At 52.6% G+C, this 20,609-nt stretch carries 18 protein-coding genes; 14 read left to right on the plus strand and 4 right to left on the minus strand.

Translation table 11 applies throughout. The features are described 5' to 3' along the window. From ACFVTB_RS09315 to ACFVTB_RS09350, 8 genes are all read left to right on the plus strand, one after another. On the plus strand, positions 1-870 hold an 870-nt coding region (locus ACFVTB_RS09315), incomplete at its 5' end, for a DUF6385 domain-containing protein (RefSeq protein WP_387747716.1). Positions 871-886: 16 nt separating this feature from the next. Further along, complete coding sequence (locus ACFVTB_RS09320) at positions 887-3,064, plus strand: glycosyltransferase (protein WP_387747718.1); 2,178 nt, start codon at positions 887-889, stop codon at positions 3,062-3,064. Beyond that, a complete protein-coding gene (locus tag ACFVTB_RS09325; RefSeq protein ID WP_387747720.1) occupies positions 3,021-4,514 on the plus strand; it encodes a tetratricopeptide repeat-containing glycosyltransferase family 2 protein in 1,494 nt (497 codons plus the stop codon). Before ACFVTB_RS09320 ends, ACFVTB_RS09325 begins: the two co-directional genes overlap by 44 nt. A 34-nt stretch (positions 4,515-4,548) precedes the next feature. Continuing rightward, positions 4,549-6,261 (plus strand): tetratricopeptide repeat-containing glycosyltransferase family 2 protein, encoded by a 1,713-nt coding sequence (locus tag ACFVTB_RS09330; protein ID WP_387747722.1) that lies wholly within the window; start codon positions 4,549-4,551, stop codon positions 6,259-6,261. A 187-nt stretch (positions 6,262-6,448) separates the two neighbouring features. Then, the gene (locus tag ACFVTB_RS09335; RefSeq protein WP_387747724.1) at positions 6,449-7,798 is read left to right on the plus strand and encodes a sodium-dependent transporter; all 1,350 of its coding nucleotides are present in this window, start codon (positions 6,449-6,451) and stop codon (positions 7,796-7,798) included. A gap of 213 nt (positions 7,799-8,011) precedes the next feature. After that, entirely contained in the window at positions 8,012-9,673 is a 1,662-nt protein-coding gene (locus ACFVTB_RS09340) for a glutamine--tRNA ligase/YqeY domain fusion protein (protein WP_387747726.1), read from the plus strand. A gap of 306 nt (positions 9,674-9,979) precedes the next feature. Next, a complete protein-coding gene (locus tag ACFVTB_RS09345) occupies positions 9,980-10,336 on the plus strand; it encodes a YrdB family protein (protein WP_387747728.1) in 357 nt (118 codons plus the stop codon). Between the two features lie 24 nt (positions 10,337-10,360). Beyond that, positions 10,361-10,762, plus strand: coding sequence for an RDD family protein (locus ACFVTB_RS09350; RefSeq protein ID WP_387747730.1), 402 nt, complete (start codon positions 10,361-10,363; stop codon positions 10,760-10,762). Between the two features lie 865 nt (positions 10,763-11,627). Here the strand turns inward: ACFVTB_RS09350 and ACFVTB_RS09355 are convergent. From ACFVTB_RS09355 to desA, 3 genes are read right to left on the minus strand one after another with little or no spacing between them, the layout of a single operon-like run. After that, the gene (locus ACFVTB_RS09355) at positions 11,628-12,227 is read right to left on the minus strand and encodes a response regulator (protein WP_387747732.1); all 600 of its coding nucleotides are present in this window, start codon (positions 12,225-12,227) and stop codon (positions 11,628-11,630) included. 12 nt (positions 12,228-12,239) lie between these two features. Further along, a complete protein-coding gene (locus ACFVTB_RS09360; protein ID WP_387747734.1) occupies positions 12,240-13,367 on the minus strand; it encodes a sensor histidine kinase in 1,128 nt (375 codons plus the stop codon). A 57-nt stretch (positions 13,368-13,424) separates the two neighbouring features. Beyond that, positions 13,425-14,501: a Delta(5) desaturase DesA gene (gene desA, locus ACFVTB_RS09365; protein WP_387747736.1), complete on the minus strand. Its 1,077-nt coding sequence runs from the start codon at positions 14,499-14,501 to the stop codon at positions 13,425-13,427. A 209-nt stretch (positions 14,502-14,710) separates the two neighbouring features. Here desA and ACFVTB_RS09370 point away from each other — a divergent pair, with 209 nt between their 5' ends. Both ACFVTB_RS09370 and ACFVTB_RS09375 read left to right on the plus strand, forming a co-directional pair. After that, positions 14,711-15,169, plus strand: coding sequence for a hypothetical protein (locus tag ACFVTB_RS09370; protein WP_387747738.1), 459 nt, complete (start codon positions 14,711-14,713; stop codon positions 15,167-15,169). A gap of 24 nt (positions 15,170-15,193) precedes the next feature. Then, positions 15,194-15,448, plus strand: coding sequence for a hypothetical protein (locus ACFVTB_RS09375; protein ID WP_387747740.1), 255 nt, complete (start codon positions 15,194-15,196; stop codon positions 15,446-15,448). A gap of 120 nt (positions 15,449-15,568) precedes the next feature. Here ACFVTB_RS09375 and ACFVTB_RS09380 read toward each other — a convergent pair whose 3' ends face one another. Next, positions 15,569-16,927, minus strand: coding sequence for an LLM class flavin-dependent oxidoreductase (locus tag ACFVTB_RS09380; protein ID WP_387747742.1), 1,359 nt, complete (start codon positions 16,925-16,927; stop codon positions 15,569-15,571). Positions 16,928-17,218: 291 nt separating this feature from the next. Here ACFVTB_RS09380 and ACFVTB_RS09385 point away from each other — a divergent pair, with 291 nt between their 5' ends. The 4 genes from ACFVTB_RS09385 (at position 17,219) to ACFVTB_RS09400 (ending at position 20,350) form a co-directional block, all read left to right on the plus strand. Then, complete coding sequence (locus ACFVTB_RS09385; protein ID WP_387747744.1) at positions 17,219-18,004, plus strand: methionine ABC transporter ATP-binding protein; 786 nt, start codon at positions 17,219-17,221, stop codon at positions 18,002-18,004. Then, entirely contained in the window at positions 18,001-18,666 is a 666-nt protein-coding gene (locus ACFVTB_RS09390) for a methionine ABC transporter permease (RefSeq protein ID WP_387747746.1), read from the plus strand. The genes ACFVTB_RS09385 and ACFVTB_RS09390 overlap by 4 nt, the downstream gene beginning before the upstream one ends. 96 nt (positions 18,667-18,762) lie before the next feature. Next, complete coding sequence (locus ACFVTB_RS09395; RefSeq protein ID WP_387747748.1) at positions 18,763-19,674, plus strand: MetQ/NlpA family ABC transporter substrate-binding protein; 912 nt, start codon at positions 18,763-18,765, stop codon at positions 19,672-19,674. Positions 19,675-19,831: 157 nt separating this feature from the next. After that, positions 19,832-20,350 carry a GNAT family N-acetyltransferase gene (locus tag ACFVTB_RS09400; RefSeq protein ID WP_387747750.1) on the plus strand — a complete coding sequence of 173 codons (519 nt, stop codon included), beginning with the start codon at positions 19,832-19,834 and terminating at the stop codon, positions 20,348-20,350. Positions 20,351-20,609: the final 259 nt, after the last annotated feature.

A 20,609-nucleotide genomic window follows, 5' to 3' on the forward strand; every position in this document is an offset into this window, starting at 1 on the left:
GGTACATTGGGAGCGTTGCTTGGAGCTACAATTACAGCGGGAACGCTGACGAGCATCCTCGGAGCCACGATTACGGCAGGTACGGTAGCCATCTCGAGCGGAACGGTCGCCATATCTGGCGGCACAATAGCGGTCTCTGGAGCAACAATCACGGGCGGAACGCTAGGAGCGGTACTGGGAGCCACGATTACCGCGGGGACATTGGGGGCGTTGCTCGGAGCGACAATCACAGCGGGCACACTGACGAGTATTCTAGGAGCGACGATAACAGCAGGTACGGTAGCCATATCGAGCGGCACAGTCGCCATATCTGGAGGAACAGTAGCTGTCTCTGGCGCGACGATAACAGGCGGAACGCTAGGGGCTTTACTCGGAGCAACAATCACAGCGGGTACATTGGGAGCAGTACTCGGTGCGACAATCACAGCAGGAACGCTGACGAGTGTGCTCGGAGCCACAATTACAGCAGGAACTTTGACTAGTTTGCTAGGCGCAACAATTACAACAGGTACACTTAGCAGCATAACTTCGATTTCGCAAAAAAGCTTCCAAGAGTCGGCAAGCTTGAATAATGTCACAGCCGACGCCTATACGTCACTGTCGGCCGTAACGACCAGCATTTACGGAACCTATTCCTACTTCGTTTACAATCGGGGACCGGGCACCAATACAGCTGATGCGATAGTCGAAATTAGCGCCAACGGCAGCAACTGGTATACAGACGTAGCGACCGATAGCGGGATAGCGGTCGGTTCGGTCGATGTGCTGGTTCCGCAGCGTTTTCTGAAATACACGAGACTTTCCTACAAATCAACTACTACCGGAAACCCGACGACGATAGATGTTTATTTCAATGGACAAGGAACGTAAACGGGAGGTACAGAAGATGCTGCTGGGTGTTCATATCATTGCCTTCAACGAAGCCGATGTGCTTGATCGGTGCCTTGCCAGCGTTCGAGACATCGCAGATGAACTGCTTGTCGGAGACACAGGTTCTACCGACGAGACCTCAGCAATTGCAGCAGCCTACGGAGCGTCGGTTGTGCGGGTGGATTGGCAAGATGATTTTGCCGCCGCCCGCAATGCTTTGTTGCAGCGAGCTAGGACGGTATGGGTGTTGGTCATTGATGCAGATGAATGGCTTGTCGGAGATAGAAAGGCGCTGCGCGACGAACTGCATCAAATAAAAGAGACAGCTCTCAAGCTTTCTATGGAGCATTTGCTGGACAATGACGGTTCAACGGCGATTACAAGCGAAGCTGTGCGGTTGTTCCGAACCGACCAAGCTTATAGATTCGACGGGGAAATTCACGAGCAGTTAGTGCAAACAACGGAGGAGCGAGGCTTCGTACAGCACAAAAGCGTGGACGGGCAGCGCTGTAAAAGCTCCGTCAAGCTTTTTCACGACGGCTATAAGCCAGAGAACGTTGCTAGAAAAAAGAAAGCAGAGCGTAACTTCAGGATCATTACCCGGCAGCTGTCCAATCGGCCGAATGATCCTTTTTGCCTTTACAATTACGGGGTGACGCTTTGTCAGCTAGGAAGAGTAAAAGAAGCGGCGGAAGTCATGGCCAAAGCGCTAGATACGGCGCCTGTGCAAGCTCCCTATCGCGCAACGCTCGTAAGAGATTATGCAAAAACGCTAATGGAGATCGGACAAAACGCTCAAGCAGTCGAATGGTTAACCCGAGAGTCACTTGGGTACCCAGACTATTCCGAGCTTCACTATTTACTCGGTCAATGCTATTTGGCGCTTGGAATGCTCCCGGACGCCTGTGCAGCCTTCGAAGCGGCAACCGCAACGCACTGCGATACAGAACTATCCTACATTGCGGAGAAAGGCTCCGGCGATTGCCTGCCACTCACGGCATGGGGTGAAGCATTGCTCCAGTTGGGCGATCTCCCGGCGGCGAATAAGAGATTCGAAGGAGCGCTGGCTGCTGTTCCTGGCTGGGAGCCAGCCATTATTGGTATTGCGCATGCGATGCATATGTCTGGCAAAAGCGACGAGGACATCGATGAAATGTCGACGGCCTTTCTCATCAAAAAAGACGAGGCAGACGTTTTGAGTGCAAGAGCGAGAGTTCTCACAGCCGTCGGCGCATATCGTTTAGCTGCGCCGTTGTGGCTGGCAGCGATAGATTCGAAGCAACTCCAAAAGACGGAGTCTGGAGAGGGCGTTTCAACTGCGGCGAAGCCTGCTGATCTTATTTTGGCAGCAGAGGCTTTGATCGGTGAAGGGAACTTAAGCAAGGCAGAAGTTATTCTAAATCAGGCCTTCGAAGCCCGCGAACAGGCGACGGGAAATGAACTAGCCATTATTGTAGCGGATAAAATGCTTTGCAGATGGGCCCATCAAGAAATCCGGCCAGCAGACAAAAGCGAGGATGACCTGCTCTCCACATTCAGACCGCTGATGGGCGGCAGAGAGTACGAATGGCTCAAGGAAATGAATGCCCGGCTGACATCAGACTCGCCAGCAGAGATACCGATATTGCCAGACGCCGCTTGCTTGGCTTGGGCGTCTGCTTGGCAGGATAGAGCGGTTCGGCACGGGCTGCTGGATCTGGCGATCCGTCTCTCCACGGTGTGGACCGGTCTGAGCTCGGAGCTCTCCATACAGTTGTACGATCACGGTTTTCTGGAATTAGCCGCCGAATGCATGCTATTGGAGTATGAACATACGGGAAAGCTGGACGGCGAACAGGCATACCGACTGGGGGAACTTCTCTACCAGAAGCGTAATTTCAATGAAGCGCTGGCGCTGCTGGAACAGGCGGCCGAGGCTCCGAGGCGGGATGCGGCGTCTATGAGAACGATTGAAAGGGCTCGCCTCGGTGCGGCGTCGGCTTGCTTGCAGCTGGCGCTTCAGGCGCTTTCTCCCGAGGAATATAGCGGCAGCAGAAGCTGGGACGGAAGCTGGGCTGTAACGGATAAGGAGCGTCTTAGCGTGGCTCTCCAGCGGACGGAAAGCTGCGGATGGCAAACGAACTGGCGCGGCGTGCAAAGGAGGAGGGCGAATGAAGAGGCATCCGAAACGGGTTTCCTTGTGCATGATCGTTAAGGATGAGGAAGATTATTTGGCCGCTTGTTTAGATAGCGTGCAAGGATTTGCTGATGAAGTTATCATCGTCGACACCGGCTCCAAAGACCGCACCGTTGAAATCGCATCCGTATATGGCGCACGCGTGATCTCCAAGGCATGGGAACAGGACTTCTCCAAAGCTAGAAATGCAGGACTGGAGCGGGCCGAGGGTGAATGGATACTGTTTCTGGATGCTGATGAGAGACTGATGGAGGGCGCACCTGAGGAATTGCAAAAATATATGGGCGATCCCGGCATCTCTGCCATGCTGCTGCAAATTCGGAATGTGGTCGGCAATGGCGAGTCGCAAGGTGAAACCGTTCATCCCGTGCTGCGAATGTTTCGAAATAACCCGCAGCACCGTTTTGAAGGGCGCATCCATGAACAGATTGCGGCGGCGATCGTGCGGAACAATCCACACGCCCGTTTTCATATGACCGAAGCGGTCATTCACCATGTAGGCTATAAGCAAGAAGTGGTTTTGTCCAAGAAAAAAGAAATGCGTAATATAGAGCTGTTAAAAATGGCTATAGCAGAGGAACCCGATAACGGGTTTCATCGGTACAACATTGGAGTGGAGCATTTGCGTCTGGGGGAACCGGAGGCGGCGTTGGCTGCTTTTCGGCTATCGCGGCAGATGCCGGATTTTGATCAACTGAACTATGCTCATCTGGTCATTAAATACGAAGCGTTGAGCTTGCAGCTTCTCAGTCGTTGGGAGGAAGCGGCCTCCATTTCAGAGGAAGGCGTACAGCGCTATGCCGACTATACCGACATGTGGCATTACTTGGCTCTGTGCAGCGCCTACTGCGGCCGTTTGAAAAAAGCGCAGGATGCTGCAGAACGAGCGATTGCGATCGGCACCGCTCCGCTAGGCTATCATACGGAGGCTGGCATGGGGACGTACCGGACGGCCTACTTGCTTGGAAAAATATTCGAAGCACTGCAGGACGCCCAAGGCGCTATACGCAGTTATGTAGAGGCGCTCCGCCACCAGCCCGATCTCCTTCCGCCTTTATTCAGGATGTGCGTTTATATGAAAGCTTCCGGTCAAGGCGCAAAGCTGCCTCAGCTGCTGGCAACGCGCCTGCAATGTACGGACGCTGCGGCGGCGTTAAAGCTGAGCGCCGTGCTGGCGCTTTCTGGTTGTGAGCAAGAGTCCTACGCGTGGACGAAGCTGCAAGCGAGCTTGCAGAAAGAAGAGCAAACGAAGCGGGAGCTGCTGCACGCATCCGAGCTTCTAAGAAACGGCGACTGGTCAGGGCTGCCGCTGCTTGCTTCGAGCAAGGAAAAGGATACGGTATCGGCAGTATGGCGGAAGCGGGCTGACCTATTTCTGGCCCAGTCCCAGCAAGCTCGGAGGACGGAGATAGAGAAAAAGGCATTGACCGCGGTCCGGCTATTACTGCCTGGCAATGACGGCTGGTAAAAATGAAGCGCCGCGTGCCAGGAGGGGGAGCCGTGTGGATAGCAGCGAGCTGAAGCCGAGCAAAAGGCTGCCCTTGTCTTTATGCATGATCGTCCGGGATGAAGAGGAGCTGCTTGCAGCTTGTCTTGAGTCGGCCCTTCCTTACGTGAGTGAAATGATTGTTGCGGATACCGGTTCTATCGACCGGACTTTACAAATTGCAGAACGATATGGCGCGGTAATTCTGTCCATCGAATGGACCGACCATTTTGCCGAAGCAAGGAATAAAGCGCTGGCTGCAGCCAGCCAGCCGTGGATCGTGGTGCTCGATGCCGACGAGCGGCTGCTGCCGCAGGATGATCAATTATGGCGGAAACTGCTTGCCGACGAGCGGCGGTTTGGCTATTACGTCAGACTCACAAGCGCGGTAGGAAAAGCCGGATCGGTATCGGTTGTTTCCGATGCCGTGTGCAGGCTTTTTCGCAATGACCCGCGCATTCGTTTCGCAGGTGCTTTGCACGAGGAGACAGCAACCGCTGTAGCGGCAATCGGCCCCGATGCGCTTGCTTACGCTCCGCTTGAAATTAGGCACGAAGGCTATACCGACGAGCGGATGGCGGCTAAAAATAAACGAGAGCGAAACACAGGTATTCTAGAATCGGCTCTGCGTGACCAGCCCGCCAATCTCCTTCTTCAATATGCAATGGGCACCGAGTGCTTTACTTACGGTGAATGGGAGCAAGCCATACGGTGGTTGGAGCCGCTTGCGAAGAATACAGAAGCGGACGGCGGTTTCATGTCGGATGCGCTGCTAAAGCTGAGCGCCGCCAGCCTGGCGGCGGGCAAGCCTGAAAAGGCGGCGTACTGGGCTGAATACGGGATCGTCGAGCGAGGATTTGCCGACTTTGCCGATTTGTACGAGCTGCTGGCGGCGGCGCTTATGGAACAGGACAGGGCAGAGGAAGCATTGCTTCTCTATGAGCGAGCGGCGCAGATCGGTCCGGCCCCTGTTCACTATACGTCGGCTCGAGGTGCCGGAAGCTACCGGACGTTGGCTTCCGCAGGTTATGCCGAAGAGCGGTTAGGACGCTGGAAAGCGGCAGCCTTGCACTATGCGAGGGCAATCCGTCTTAACTCCGATTATGTACCTGCTTGGGAGCGGCTTGCGATGCTCGCTGTGTTGGAGGTCGGATTGCGTCCGTTATTCGTCAGCGTGGTTTCAGAAACCATCTCCTCCAATGGCCCGCAGGCGGCTCAACAGGCGCTCGGCATGCTGGGAGACCACGACGCTCTTGCTTGGCTGGCCGAGGAATTATCCATTCCCGGAGCGGGAGATGTAAAGCTGGCCTCCAGGAGGGAGACTCGGAACTTCCTGACGGACCGAGAAGGAGCCTTTTTCCTGCCACCTTTGCTGCAATGGTGCTCGCAGCTTGGCGCGCAAGCTTCCGCGAATGGTGAAGCGGCTTTAGCTTGCCGTTCGCCGCAAGCGCAAGCGTCTGAGCAGCTGGCGGCGGGCGCTATTTATGCCGCAGCGGGCAAATGGAACAGCGCGGCGGACCGATTCGCGGACGCGTTGGCCGCTGCGCCGCGTCCATGGCTGGCGCGTGCCGCTGCAGCCGGCCTTGCCGCTTCTTTCACAGCCCGGGCGCGTAAAGCCGAACCAGGGATGCTAGGCCGGGATGAAAAGAACGGTCTGCTCCGGCTCGACTGCGAGAAGGACCTTCTGCTCGTTGTGACGTCTGCTTTGTACCCTTTTTATAGGGCGTAACGCTTCTTATTAATCCGGCTTGCTTGCCATGGATCTTCTACTCCATACGTTCTGCTTCCCGCCCTTTCGGCTCAGCCGGAAGGGCTTTACGGCGTCGGAGTGTAAACCGGGCAGAAGGGCCATACTAGCCGAAGCTGGAAACAGAGCTAAAAAGAGGACAAACAGATGGGATACTCGAGGTGAAAGTATGAGCGGACATGAAGCGGGAGGTTTAAAGGAATCGGGCGAGCGTTTTTCTTCGTCCGGGTTTATATTGGCGGCAATCGGCAGCGCGGTCGGGCTCGGCAACATGTGGAAGTTTCCGTATATTACGGGCCTATACGGAGGGGCGGCTTTTTTCCTGATGTTCATCGTCTGCATGGTCGTTATCGGACTGCCCGTGCTTCTTGCGGAGCTTGCGATCGGACGAGGTGGAAGAGGCAGCGTGACGACCTCCTTTATTCGGCTAAGCGGCAAAAAAAGTTGGGGAGCGATCAGCTTCCTTTCGATTTTGGCGCCGTTTTTTATTTTATGCTTCTATTCGGTCGTAGCCGGTTGGACGATTCATTATGCGATCATTTCCTTCACAGGCAAGCTGTACGCCAGCGGCGACTATGCCGGCCAATTCAGCGCTTTCATCGGAGGGTGGCTGCCGGTTCTGTGGCATTTCGTCTCGATGCTGGTGACGGCCGCCGTTATTATGAAAGGCGTTTCCTCCGGAATCGAGAAATTCAATAAAGTTTTTATTCCGGGTCTGATTATTTTGCTTATTGTGCTTATGATTCGTGCGTTAACTCTGGAAGGGGCGGGGGAAGGGCTCTCCTTTTTTCTTCGTCCCGACTTTTCCAAGATTACGACGGAATCGGCGCTTGTGGCGCTCGGGCACGCCTTTTTCTCGCTTTCGCTGGGCATGGGCACGATGATTACCTACGGCGCTTATGTCGATAAAAGGCAATCGCTCGGGTCTGGCGCGCTTGCGATCGGCGCAGGAGATCTGGTCTATGCGCTGCTGGCGGGCCTGATCATTTTTCCGACCTCGGCCGCTTTCGGCCTGGAAGCTTCCCAGGGGCCGGGTCTCGTTTTTGTGGCGCTGCCTGCGGCATTCGGGGCGATGCCGTTCGGCGCCTTTTTCGGCGGCTTATTCTTCCTGCTGCTCGCGTTCGCGGCGTTGACCTCGACCGTATCGCTGCTGGAGGTGCCTGTCGCTTTCTTAAAGGATACGTTCGGGTTAAGCCGTAATGCTTCCGCAGCTATTGCCGCTTCCTTGATTTTTCTAATTGGCGTTCCATGCGCGTTGTCGGTAGGCGGTGCAGCGCCAGGCCTGACTTTCGGCGGCAAAACGCTGTTCGACTGGTTTGATTTTATTTTGTCCAACATCGTCCTGCCGCTCGGCGGCTTTATTGTGACGATCTTCGTCGGGTATGCATGGAAAGGAGCAGCAGAGGAGGCTGGCTTGCGTGCCGGGTGGTTCCGGTTATGGCTGTTCATGGTCAGGTTCGTCGCTCCGATTCTCGTTATTCTCGTCTTGCTTTATTCGGCGGGAATCATTCGTTTCTAGCAGGTCAGTGACATTTAGCCCGGAGACATTCGATGTGCCGCCGTTGTGGCGCCTTTTACGGAACGGAGCGCATGCGTGGTTTTCTATTGAAAGCTGTTTAGGAAAAGGAGAGCAGGGACTTATCCACTTCGGTCGTGTTTTTTTTCGCGATATTGTGTATGATAGGAAGATAATTATTTATCGTGGGAAAGGTTGGTCGCCGTGGAGAACACTGTGGAGAATAAGACATCATCCTCAAACTTTATCAAGAACATCGTCGTCGAAGATTTGAAAGAAGGCCGCGTGCAGGAAATCGTGACCCGCTTTCCGCCGGAACCAAACGGTTATTTGCATATCGGACACGCGAAGTCCATTTGCTTGAATTTTGAACTCGCAGACGAGTTTAAAGGCAAAACGAACCTTCGCTTCGACGACACCAATCCGGTGAAAGAGGACACGGAGTATGTCGAGTCGATCCAAGAAGACGTGCGGTGGCTCGGCTTCGAGTGGGACGACCTGCGCTTCGCCTCCGACTATTTCGAAGAATTGTACGACCGCGCCGTGCTGCTTATTAAAAAAGGCAAAGCGTTCGTATGTGACCTGTCCGCCGAGCAAATGCGCGAGACGCGGGGCACGTTGACCGAGCCTGGCCAAAACAGCCCTTACCGCGACCGGACTGTCGAAATGAATTTGGATCTGTTCGCCCGCATGCGTGCAGGCGAGTTCAAGGACGGGGAAAAGGTGCTTCGCGCGAAGATTGATATGGCTTCTCCGAACATCAACCTGCGCGATCCTGTCTTGTACCGTATTGCTCACGCGCACCATCATCGTACGGGCGACGCATGGTGTATCTATCCGATGTACGATTATGCGCATCCGATCAGCGACGCCATCGAAGGCGTAACGCATTCGATTTGTACGCTGGAATTCGCCGATCATCGGCCGCTCTACGATTGGGCTATTGCCGAATGCGAGATGGAGGCCGTGCCGCGTCAGTACGAGTTTGCAAGACTGAATGTGACAAATACGGTTATGAGTAAAAGAAAGCTGAAACAGCTTGTCGACGAGCATGTCGTTGAAGGCTGGGACGACCCGCGGATGCCGACCATCAGCGGCTTGCGCCGCAAAGGGTTTACGGCGGAAGCGATTCGCGCGTTCTGTCGCGAGATCGGCGTGGCGAAGGCGTTCAGTCTGGTCGACGAGCGGATGCTGGAGCATTTTATTCGCGAAGACTTGAAGCTGAAGGCGCTCCGTACGATGGCTGTGCTGCAGCCGCTTAAGGTCGTGATTACGAACTATCCGGAAGGCCAAATCGAGTATTTGGAAGCCGAAAACAACGCCGAGAACGAGGAAATGGGCAAACGCCAAATTCCTTTCTCCCGTGAAATTTATATCGAGCGCGACGACTTCATGGAAAATCCGGTGCCGAAATATTTCCGGTTGTTCCCTGGCAACGAAGTTCGCTTGAAGCATGCGTATTTCATTACTTGCCAAGAGGTTATCAAGGATGCTGACGGCAATGTTGTGGAGCTTCACTGCACTTACGACCCAGAGACGAAGAGCGGATCGGGCTTTAACGCCCGCAAGGTAAAAGGCACGCTGCATTGGGTAGAAGCTTCGCAAGCCGTTCCGGCTTCGTTCCGCCTCTATGAGCCGCTTATTACGAATGAGGCGGAAGAGGAAGGCAAGCCGTTCCTCGAATGCATCAATCCGAACAATCAAGAAGTGTTGGAAGGCTTCGTGGAGCCGAACATGAAGGATGCTTCCGGCGGAGACAAGTTCCAATTTTTCCGTCATGGTTACTTCAATGTCGATCCGAAGGATTCGACTCCTTCCAAGCTCGTTTTCAACCGGATCGTATCGCTGAAAAGCTCGTTCGATCCATCGAAAGCTTAATTTTAAACGATACGATACGGTACGTTGGCTTGTCCGCCTTTCTTGGCGGGCAAGCTTTTTTCGTGCAAGAAGGGGACTGTTGGTTTGAAGTTGAGGCAGTGTATGAAGGATTCTGGAAGTGAATGAAGAATTTTGTAGAGTAATGTCGATCAAAATCGGATCGTTGAAGAGCCTGCGTACCGTCATATTGAGGGGCCGGTACGGCGTATATCTAGAAGCAGGCGCATAGATGCGATAAATAGACAGAACGGCGTATACCTAGAAACAGAAGCATAGATGCGATAAATAGACAGGGGAGGGTAAGCGGTGTTCGCGGTTTTCCAATTGGCTATACGGTTTGTTTTAGAGCTCATTTTATTTCTATCGCTTGCCTATTGGGGGTTTAAGCTCGATCAGAGCCTATGGGTGCAATTTGCGGCTGGACTTGGTTTGCCGATCGCGGCTGCAGTGGTTTGGGGTAAGCTGATCTCGCCGAAACGCTCAGTAGAGCTCGGCTTGTATGGTCGGCTCGGAATCGAATTGCTGCTCATGGCGGGCGCTTTTGTATGCTTATATGATCTCGGGTTCCGTGTACTTGCGATTGTTTTTGCAGTGGTAGAGGTGCTGAATCGTGCGCTGCTTATTGCAAGAAAGGTAGAAGACTGGCCTTATAAAGTGGAATAACACGTGTGGAGGAGTGGATCAGAGATGAACGCGGGATTTTGGATTCGACTGGGAGCTAATCTGCTCGACGGGCTAATTATAGGACTGCCCATTTATTTGTTTGCGAAGGGAATTGGCACGGATTATGTGGAGGATGTATTGTCGGGCCTGTATGCGTTGCTGCTCCCGGTTTTCTGGCAAGGCTATACGGTTGGAAAACGCATTTGCGGCATTAAGATTTGCAAGCTGGACGGTTCGCCGCCGGGGATTGGTACGATGCTGTTGCGCAATTTAGTGGCCGGTCTCATCTATACCATTACGTTCGGCATCGCGGTGATCGTTAGCGCTTTTATGATCGGCTTGCGTGATGACAAACGAGGGCTGCACGATTTTATCGCCGGAACGAAAGTCGTTTACGCAGACACGGTGAGTTCGAATAGCTACTAGTTTTCAAGAATGTCGGGCTGTCGAGATGAACATCTTGACGGCCTGAACTGCTTTATGCAGTTGCTTTATTGCCTTGCCCTACCTCGCCCTCTGCACGCATTCCCTGCCCAATAACTGCCAAAATGCATTTATTTCCTCGTCTCAGGCTCGAAAAGGGTACAATAACTGCAATTCCGCAATTATTTCTGGCGTTATGTCGTTGTCAGGACGCATTCTCATTCGGATAACTGCCAAAATGCATTTATTTCCTCGTCTCAAGCTTAAAAGTGGTACAGTAACTGCAATTCCGCAGTTATTTCTGGCCTTATGTCGTTGTCAGGACGCAGTCCCTGTTCAATAACTGCAAAAATGCATTTATTTCCTCGTCTCAGGCTCAAAAGCGGTACAATAACTGCAATTCCGCAGTTATTTCTGGCCTTATGTCGTTGTCAGGACGCAGTCTCTGTTCAATAACTGCCAAAATGCATTTATTTCCTCGTCTCAGGCTCCAAAGTGGTACAATAACTGCATTTCTGCAGTTATTCCTGGCCTTATGTCGTCGTCTGGAGGCATTCCCTGCACAATAACTGCCAAAATGCATTTATTTCCTCGTCTCAGGCTCGAAAAGGGTACAATAACTGCATTTCCGCATTTATTTCTGGCCTTATGTCGTTGTCAGGACGCATTCCCTGTTCAATAACTGCCAAAATGCATTTATTTCCTCGTCTCAGGCTCAAAAGCGGTACAATAACTGCATTTCTGCAGTTATTTCTCGTAGTTCCTCGTAGTTCGCTCCCCCCCGTCCGCGACGGGGTTCACCTCAAAATCATGCGCAACCTATCCCACACCAAGATGACGCAGAGCTAGCCAACAAGGAGGGCAGACTCTACTTAAACCAACCCTTTTCTTTGAAACGGGTGATCGCTTCGATCCGGTTGCTTACATCGAGCTTATCGAGGATGATCGAGATGTAGTTGCGGACGGTGCCGGTCGTGATGTAGAGCTCGCTGGCGATTTCTTTCGTGTTCTTACCGTCGGCGATTAGGCCGAGCACTTCCTTTTCCCGATCGGTTAGCGGGTTTTCCTCGCCATAGGCTTCGTCCATCAGCTCCGGGGCGTAGATGCGCCGGCCTTCGACGATGCTGCGAATAGAGGCAGCGAGCTCCTCGCTCGGGCTATCCTTGAGCAAATAACCGCTGACGCCGGCTTTCATAGCGCGGTCGAAATAGCCGGAACGGGCGAAGGTGGTAAGGATGATAACCTTACAGCCGCAATTTCTTAAATCTTCGGCTGCTTCAAGGCCGCTCTTCAGCGGCATCTCAATGTCCATGATGCACACGTCCGGCTGATGCTCCCTGACGAGGGCTACGGCCTCCTCGCCATTGCCTGCGCGCCCGACAACCTTCATATCTTCCTCCAGATCGAGCAGCGAGGCCAATGCTCCGAGCAGCATGCGCTGATCCTCGGCAATAACGATACGGATCAAAGCAATCACTTCCTATGCTTGTTTAATAATATGAGGAATTTTGAACACCAGCGTCGTTCCTTTCGGTACCGGTGCGATCTCCAGACTGCCATTCACAAATTCAACTCGTTCCTTCATCCCTTGCAATCCATTCCCCTGATTGCGGGCGGAGCCGGCAGGAAGGCCGATTCCATCGTCGCTTACACGCATAATGAGATTGGCAGGTTCCGTTTCGAGCGTGACCTTGCATGTGGCGGCGTGACTGTGTTTAACAATGTTGGTGACGGCTTCCTTCAGACACATGCTGAGCACATTTTCGCTCAGAATCGTCAGCTGCGTCTCGTCCTCGCTAAGGGTACCCTCCAGCTCGAAATTGATCTGTGCGGCCGTGAGCACCTGCTTGATACGCTGAAATTCGTCGGCGAGCCGGACTCCCCGCATTTGTGTAACCAAATTACGCACCTCTTTGAGCGCCATGCGGGCCGTTCGACGGACGTCCTGCAGCTCCGAGCGGGCACGGGACGGGTCGCTCTCGATGAGCTTGCCCGCTAGATCGCTTTTCAGCCCAATCAGCGAAAGCTTCTGGCCGAGCGTGTCGTGCAGGTCACGGGCGATACGCTGGCGCTCTTCTTGCTTCACAAGCTCCGAGATTCGTTTTTGCGCATCCTCCAGCTTGCCTTCGAGCTGACCGCGCTTGTTCCGGTTATAGTTATTAACAGGCAGTAAAATAACCGCAATCAAGCTGATGAACACGAAGGGAAACTGACTGAGCAGCATCGAATTGGCCGTTACGAAGCCGTAGTTGATCGTTACGAAGGTCGTCACGATATGAACGGTATACAGTGTAATGAAACCAGCTTTGTTCTGGATATTCCCGATAAAAAAAGCGAGAAAAATGGAGAAGTAAACAAAGCTAAACAACATGGTCATTGCAATGGATACTAATATTTGCATACTCGTCCAAAAGTAGATTTGCCACCCTTTGGAGAGAAAACTCATCACGTAGCAGACGAAAAATAACAAGATCAGTGCGACACCGCTTACGATCTGGGTCGTCGACGGTGAGCGGATGATGAAGTAAAACGGCAAGATGCAGAAAACGACCCAGACATAAGGGCTTAAGCCGGTGCTTCTATGAAAAATATGATACCACTTGTTCACGGGCAAACTTCCTTCGCTCTTGGTCTTACTCATATTCTACCATAAAACGGCGGCGATTCACCCTTTGCTGTCTGCGGCCGGACGGATGGGACCGCCGCCTACAGGCGCTTGGGCCGGCTTCTGCGAAGCTGACCGATAGCGCTTGCGAGCTTCCCCGAAGCTGACGAACTTTTTGCCCTCTTCGTCCCACAGGCGGAATCGAAGCGATTGCAGGCTGGTGCGCAGCGTGATCGTCGTAGCCTGATGGAGCGGAGGCGTAGCGTTATGCGCTTTTTCCAGGTAGTAGTTCGGAACCTTCGGGCTCAGATGGTGAACATGGTGAAAGCCGATATTGCCAGTGATCCACTGTAAAACACGAGGAAGCTTGTAATACGAACTGCCTTCAACGGCCGCTTTAACGTAGCTCCACTCGTCTTCGTTCTCGAAATACGAATCCTCGAACTGATGTTGTACGTAAAACAACCAGATACCCAACAAACCGGATACGAAGAAAATAGGACCGTGTACGAGCACGAACGCCTGCCAGCCGATTGCCCAGCAAAGCAGCGCGTACAGCGCAGCCATAGAAGCATTTGTTATATACGTATTCAGACGTTCTTTGCGTCTCGCTCCTTTGCGGTTGAAGCGGTATTGAACCAGAAACACGCCGATCGGACCGAGTCCGAACATGACGAGCGGATGGCGGTAAAAACGGTAAGCGATGCGGCGCAGCAAAGGCGCGGAAGCGTACTCGGCAGTCGTCAAAATCCAAATGTCGCCGAGTCCTCTTTTGTCCAAATTGCCGCTGGAAGCGTGGTGGACAGCATGGCTGTACTTCCATTGCGCGTAAGGGACGTGAGTCAGTATGCCAGTAATGGTGCCGATTATGGCGTTTGCTTTTTTGTTTTTGAAAAAGGAGCCATGGCAGCAATCATGGAAAATAATAAAGGTTCGGATGACGAATCCCGAGGTAAGGATGCCAATGGCCAGCGTCAGCCAGTAAGAGACGGATAAGCTGGCGTATGCAGCGTACCAGAGTCCGAATAACGGCAGCAGCGTATTAACGAGCTGCTTGATGCTGGCAGATGCATTTGTTTTCTCGAAGGGAGCTACTTCTTTTTTTAGCTGCAATTGCAATTGTTTGGTTTGAGACAAGCTGTCTTCCTCCTAAGCGGCGGATAAGGCTTTCAGCCTTACCGTGCGCGGGTGCTTCTTCTATTGTAAAGAAAGAAAGCATCACGAAGAAGTCATAAACGTAAGTAATGATACATGACAAATGTCATGTCTGAGACTGTTCGCATGTACGCGAACAGAAGTTGTGGTATAATCTGGACAAGTTTTAGGATGGAGGGAAATAGTCTTACATGCAAAAATGGACGATTCGGAATTCTTTTTTCTCGTGGACGCCGATTTCATTGTTTATTCTGTGCGCACTTATGATGTATCTGATCGTGCAGCAATACTCCAAGGGCGGATTTACGGCGGTGATTTATATCGCGGTATTCGGGCTGGCGGTCAATTTGACGCTGCTTGTTTTCTCGATTGTCAAAATAGCATTTAATAAGCCTTCCGATCTGCTTCTTCAATCAGGAGCGCTATCGGTTCGGGATAATGACTTCAAGCCAGAGGCTATCCAAGCCATTTACGTATCGGGGTACTTTTATCCCGTCGTCGGCATTAAGCCGAGAGGCAAGCGCATTGTACCGATGGACTTGGCTTTCCGCTTTGCAGGAGATAGCGACGAGCCGATCGCCGCGCTGAGAAGCTGGGCCGAGCGTCACCAAGTAAAGTTCAGCACAAGTACCTTTTGGCGATGGCTTTGAAATTCGAAGCTTGGGGGGAGAGAAATGGCTTTCTGGGTAATAGTCATTATTGGTGCGGTTATTGTCTTTTTCGTGCTGCAGTATTTAATTATAAGTGCGATTAACGATTCGATAGCGGGCCGATCGAGACAAGAGGAGCTAGAAAGAGCCTTCAACCAACTGGGAGAGCGGCAGGGCGATTCGGACAGAAAAATGGATGAAATCGCGGAGCTGTTGCGAGAGCAAAATAAGCTGATTGCCGAGTTGAAAACGGAGCTGATCCAGTCTGACCGCTCTTAGGCGGCGTGACAAATCTGCCGGAATCTAATAGGCTGTCTTACTAAGACACTGACATGAAAAACAAACCGTCCTGGCTCTAAGCAGGACGGTTTGTTGCGCTCTAAGGGGGTGCTGCACGCCTTACGAAGAAACCGGTGCAGACGCAGGAGCGCCGGGATGCGCTGGCACAGGCAAACCGAGATGGCTGCGCAGCGTACTACCCTCATATTCGGTACGGAACAGGCCTCGTTGCTGCAAAATGGGCACGACGAGGTTGACGAAATCGTCAAGGCCGTCGGGGAGCAGCGGCGCCAGCAGCATGAAGCCGTCGGCCGCTCCTTCTTCGAACCATTGCTGGAGCGTATCGGCGATTTTTTCCGGCGTGCCGACCAGGTGGTCGCCGCTGAACGAGCCAGTCAGCAGCGAATAAACCTGTCGCAGTGTCGGGTTCTCGCGGGCAATGACCGGCTGGTGCTTCACGTAATCGGATTTCGCGAAATCGAGCCGGTCGATGCCCGTTTCGCTGGCCCTTGTCTCCAGCGTGAAGGGGCTGAAATCGACACCCGGAAAATAGTCGGCGAGGAAGGCTAGACCCTGTTCGTCGGTAATGAGCGCTTCGAGCTGTTTACGCTTCACGTCGGCGGCTTCGTCTGTCTCGGCGATGATCGGGAAAATGCCCTGCAAAATATAGATTTCGTCTGGGTTGCGTCCGGCAGCGGCTGTTTTTTCCTTGAAGGTACGGTAAAACAATTGTGCATCCGCCAAATTATACTTGATCGAGAAAATGACCTCCGCCGAATGTACGGCAAAGTTTTGGCCATTCTCGGATGTGCCCGCCTGCACGAGCACCGGATGTCCCTGCGGGGAGCGCCCGATGTTAAGCGGCCCTTGCACGGAGAAAAACTCTCCTTGATGGTTGATCCGGTGCAGCTTGGACGGATCAAAAAACACGCCGCTCTCCTTGTCTCTGATAAAAGCGTCGTCCTCCCATGAATCCCACAATCCTTTAACGACCTTGACGAATTCTTCCGCTCGCTTATAGCGGTGAGCATGCTCATAATGCTCCTTGCTGCCGAAATTAAGCGCCGTATTGCCGGATAGATCGCGGGTTGTCACGATGTTCCATCCGACCCTGCCTTTGCTGATATGATCAGCCGACATGAGCGAGCGAGCCAGATTGAAGGGTTCAATATAAGAAGTCGAAGCGGTTGCGACGACGCCGATATGAGTAGTCGCGGCCGCGAGCGCGGTAATGAGCGTGATCGGCTCGTAACGGTTCAAGATATTTGGGTGTGATTGTTCGTTAATAGCAAGGCTGTCGGCGATAAAAGCAATATCAAACTTGCCTCGCTCCGCCGTCTGAGCTAGCTTCCGATAGTAGTCGATATCAATGCTGGCGTCTGGCTGTGCATTCGGGTGCCGCCAGCTTGCCACATGCATGCCTGTTCCGACCAAATAGGCGGACAGCTTGATTTGCCGTTTGCGCGCGGCTGTACTCATCTTAAAAACCTCCCAACAATTATCCGAGTTCATTCATGAGATTAATCGGGTATAATTTACCATCCGCGTCAACGATCGTCAATCTTAAAATTTATGTCAAAAATGTATTGACAGCATTTAAAAACTACTATAAATTATAGAAAACTCATCGGCATAGTCGGTTATATAAACGGTTCACCAGTCCAACTGGAAACTAATCGTACATCCGCTCTTATATAGGGGCGGTAGCGATTAGTTTTTTTTGTTTATACCGGCTGTTGTGATGAGGGATTGAACAGGGGGAAGCGTTTCGTGATCACGATATCCAACCTGAGCAAGTTCTATAAGAGCGGGAACGAAACGATTGCCGCGCTAAGTCAAATCAATTTGCAAATTCAAAAAGGGGATATTTTCGGCATCATCGGCTTTAGCGGAGCAGGCAAGTCGACGCTGATTCGCTGTCTGAACCGGCTGGAGGAGCCGGATTCGGGACGGATCGTTATCGGGGATACCGTCATCACCGATTTGAATGAGGCACAGCTTCGACTGGCGAGACGTAAAATCGGCATGATTTTTCAGCATTTCAACTTGTTTGATTCAAAGACAGTGTTCCAGAACGTTGCGTTCCCTCTCACTGTCGCAGGACATCCCAAGGATCAAATCCGCGACAAGGTAAGAGAATTGCTGGCGCTGGTCGGTCTCGAGGACAAGGAGAACGATTACCCGTCTCAACTGAGCGGCGGGCAGAAGCAGCGGGTAGGTATCGCTCGCGCGCTCGTCAACGATCCCGACGTGCTGCTCAGCGATGAGGCTACCTCCTCGCTCGACCCGCAGACGACCTACGCCATATTAGAACTGCTGCAGGACATTAATCGCAAGCTAAACTTAACGATCGTTCTGATTACGCATGAGCTCGATGTGCTGCAGCATGTTTGCGATCACATGGCCGTGATTGAATACGGCAGGGTGGCTGAAACTGGCACAGTCGACAAGCTGTTCCTGAATCCCGAGAGCGAGACGGCAAGACGGTTCATCAGCATTATTGATTACTACCGTGATCAGCGCTTCGTCATCGAGGGGACGGGGGCAGGCATATGAGGGACGATCTGTTTGACCTGCTGCTGGAAGGGCTTCAAGAGACGCTTTACATGGTGTCGATATCTTCCGTCTTCGCCCTCCTATTCGGCATCGCGCTCGGGATTATTCTCACGGTGACGGAGAAAGGCGGCATACTGGAGGCGCCACTGCTCCATAAAGTGGTTGGAACGGCCATTAATGGCGTAAGATCTTTGCCATTCATTATTTTAATCGTATTGCTGCTTCCATTGTCGCGGCTGGTTGTCGGTACGTCGCTCGGGCCGACAGCAGCTATTGTCTCGCTTTCCATCGGCGCGGCTCCTTTTCTCGGACGCATTATCGAAAGCTCGCTGAGAGAAGTGAGCGCGGGCAAAATTGAAGCGGCGAAGTCGTTCGGAGCAGGTCCATGGACGATTATATTCCGCGTACTTATTCCCGAAGCGCTGCCTGCCCTTGTACGCGGCATGACCATCGCTGTTATCGCGATCACCGAATTTACGGCGGTTGCGGGCGCGATCGGCGCGGGCGGTCTGGGCAGCCTGGCCATCCGGTTCGGCTATCAGCGGTTCCGGGAAGATATTCTGATCGCTACCGTGATTGCAATTATCGCATTGGTACAAATCATTCAATGGAGCGGCGACGGCGCAGCCAAGTCGATCCTGCGCAGGCGGCGGCAGCGGTAAGCATTGCGCACTTGTAGAACAACTGGCACTATGCAAACAAACTTGATCTCGGTTTATAGCAAATACTATAAATAGGAAAGATAGGAGTGTTTTATAATGGTAAAAGCGGGAAAACAAAGAAAAGGATTATTAACACTGGCTTTGCTGCTCGTCTTGAGCTTCACCCTTGCGGCTTGCGGATCGAATGGCAACGGAGGAAGCGGCAGCAATAACGGTAAGCAGGCAACGGAGGCGCCTACGCAGCAGCCGGCTTCCGCAACGCCAGAGCCGACAGAAGAGCCGAAGAAGGAAGTCACTTTGAAAGTAGGCGCAGCGCCGGTTCCTCACGCCGAAATTCTGGAGTTCATAAAGCCGAAGTTGAAAGAGCAGGGCGTCAACCTGGAAATCGTTATTTTGGATGACGAAGGACAGCTGAACCCGGCGCTGAAGGAAGGGCAAATCGACGCCAACTACTTCCAGCACGTTCCGTACCTCGATTCGGTAAAGAACGAGAAGGGCTATGATTTCGCCGTAACGGCGAAAGTGCATGTCGAGCCAATCGGCTTCTACTCCCAGAAGCTGAAATCGAAAGACGAGCTGAAGGAAGGCGCGAAGATCGGCATTCCAAACAATCCGTCCAACGAATACCGTGCGCTTGTCCTGCTGGAGCAGCAAGGATATATCAAGCTGAAGGAAGGCATTACGACGTACGAGGCGACGCCGAAAGATATCGTCGACAATCCGCTTAAGCTGAAATTTGTAGAAGTGGATTCCGCGACGTTGCCACGGGCCCTGCCGGATGTAGACGGCGCAATCATTAACACAAATCTCATTTTGGAATCCGGCATCGATCCGAATTCGGCGCTGTTCCGCGAGGACGCCAATTCTCCTTACGCTAACATTATTACTGTTCGCAAGGGCGACGAGAACCGTGAAGAAATTAAGAAGCTGGACGAGGCACTGCTCTCCCCAGATGTGAAGAAGTTTATCGAAGACAAGTACGAAGTGGCGGTCGTTCCGGCTTTCTAAGAAACTGGAAAATCTAAAAGAGCGTCTTTTCCCCTTAACTGGGGAAGGACGCTTTTTTCGCTGGAAAGAGCAGGATAAAGACAGGCTGTCCGTTCCGTGATAAAATGCTCCTTAGTTGAGGTTATACCGTTATAAATGCAAAAATGGGGTGAACAGCATGAGTAGTTTGAGCAGCAGTCCGGGGGGCGGCCGCATTCGCGATGCCGTTCAATCGGATTTGCCGCGCATTGTCGACATTTATAATTCGACGATTGCGTCGAGAAGCGTGACAGCGGATCTTGAACCGGTAACGGTCGAAAGCCGGCAGCACTGGTTTGATGAGCATTCTCCAGAATCAAGACCGCTATGGGTGCTTGAGCGTGAAGGCGAAATTATCGCTTGGCTAAGCTTTCAATCGTTTTACGGACGTCCTGCCTACAATGCAACAGCTGAGATTAGCATCTATATTGCCTCCGAGCAGCGGGGAGGCGGAATTGGCTCGATGCTGATTGCAAAAGCGGTGGAGGCTGCTCCTTCGATTGGTGTACGCACCTTGCTTGGCTTCGTATTCGGCCACAATGAGCCGAGCCTCGGGCTGCTTCGCAAGTTTGGCTTCGAACAGTGGGCGTTATTGCCCCGCGTAGCCGAACTCGATGGCATCGAGCGCGATCTGGTTATCATGGGACGGCGTATTTAACAGGGCCGTTCGTAACAAATGAGGGCTGGCAGCGAGCTATAATGGCTTGCTGCCAGCTTTCTTTTTTTTAAAATCATTGCTTGATGGAAGAGATGAGAGCAGCGAAGGGGCAGAGGGATTCTGGAGAAACGATAGTGGTCGCTTTTAAAGCAGGATTCCTACCGCAGACAACTATAAAATAAGGAATCAGGCTTTAATGGCGATCGGAAGAACCCTCTGACCCGCAGCGCTTCTCCTCGCTAAAATTAAGCAATGATTT

This window comes from Paenibacillus sp. NPDC058071, assembly GCF_042885235.1.
Classification (GTDB): domain Bacteria; phylum Bacillota; class Bacilli; order Paenibacillales; family Paenibacillaceae; genus Pristimantibacillus.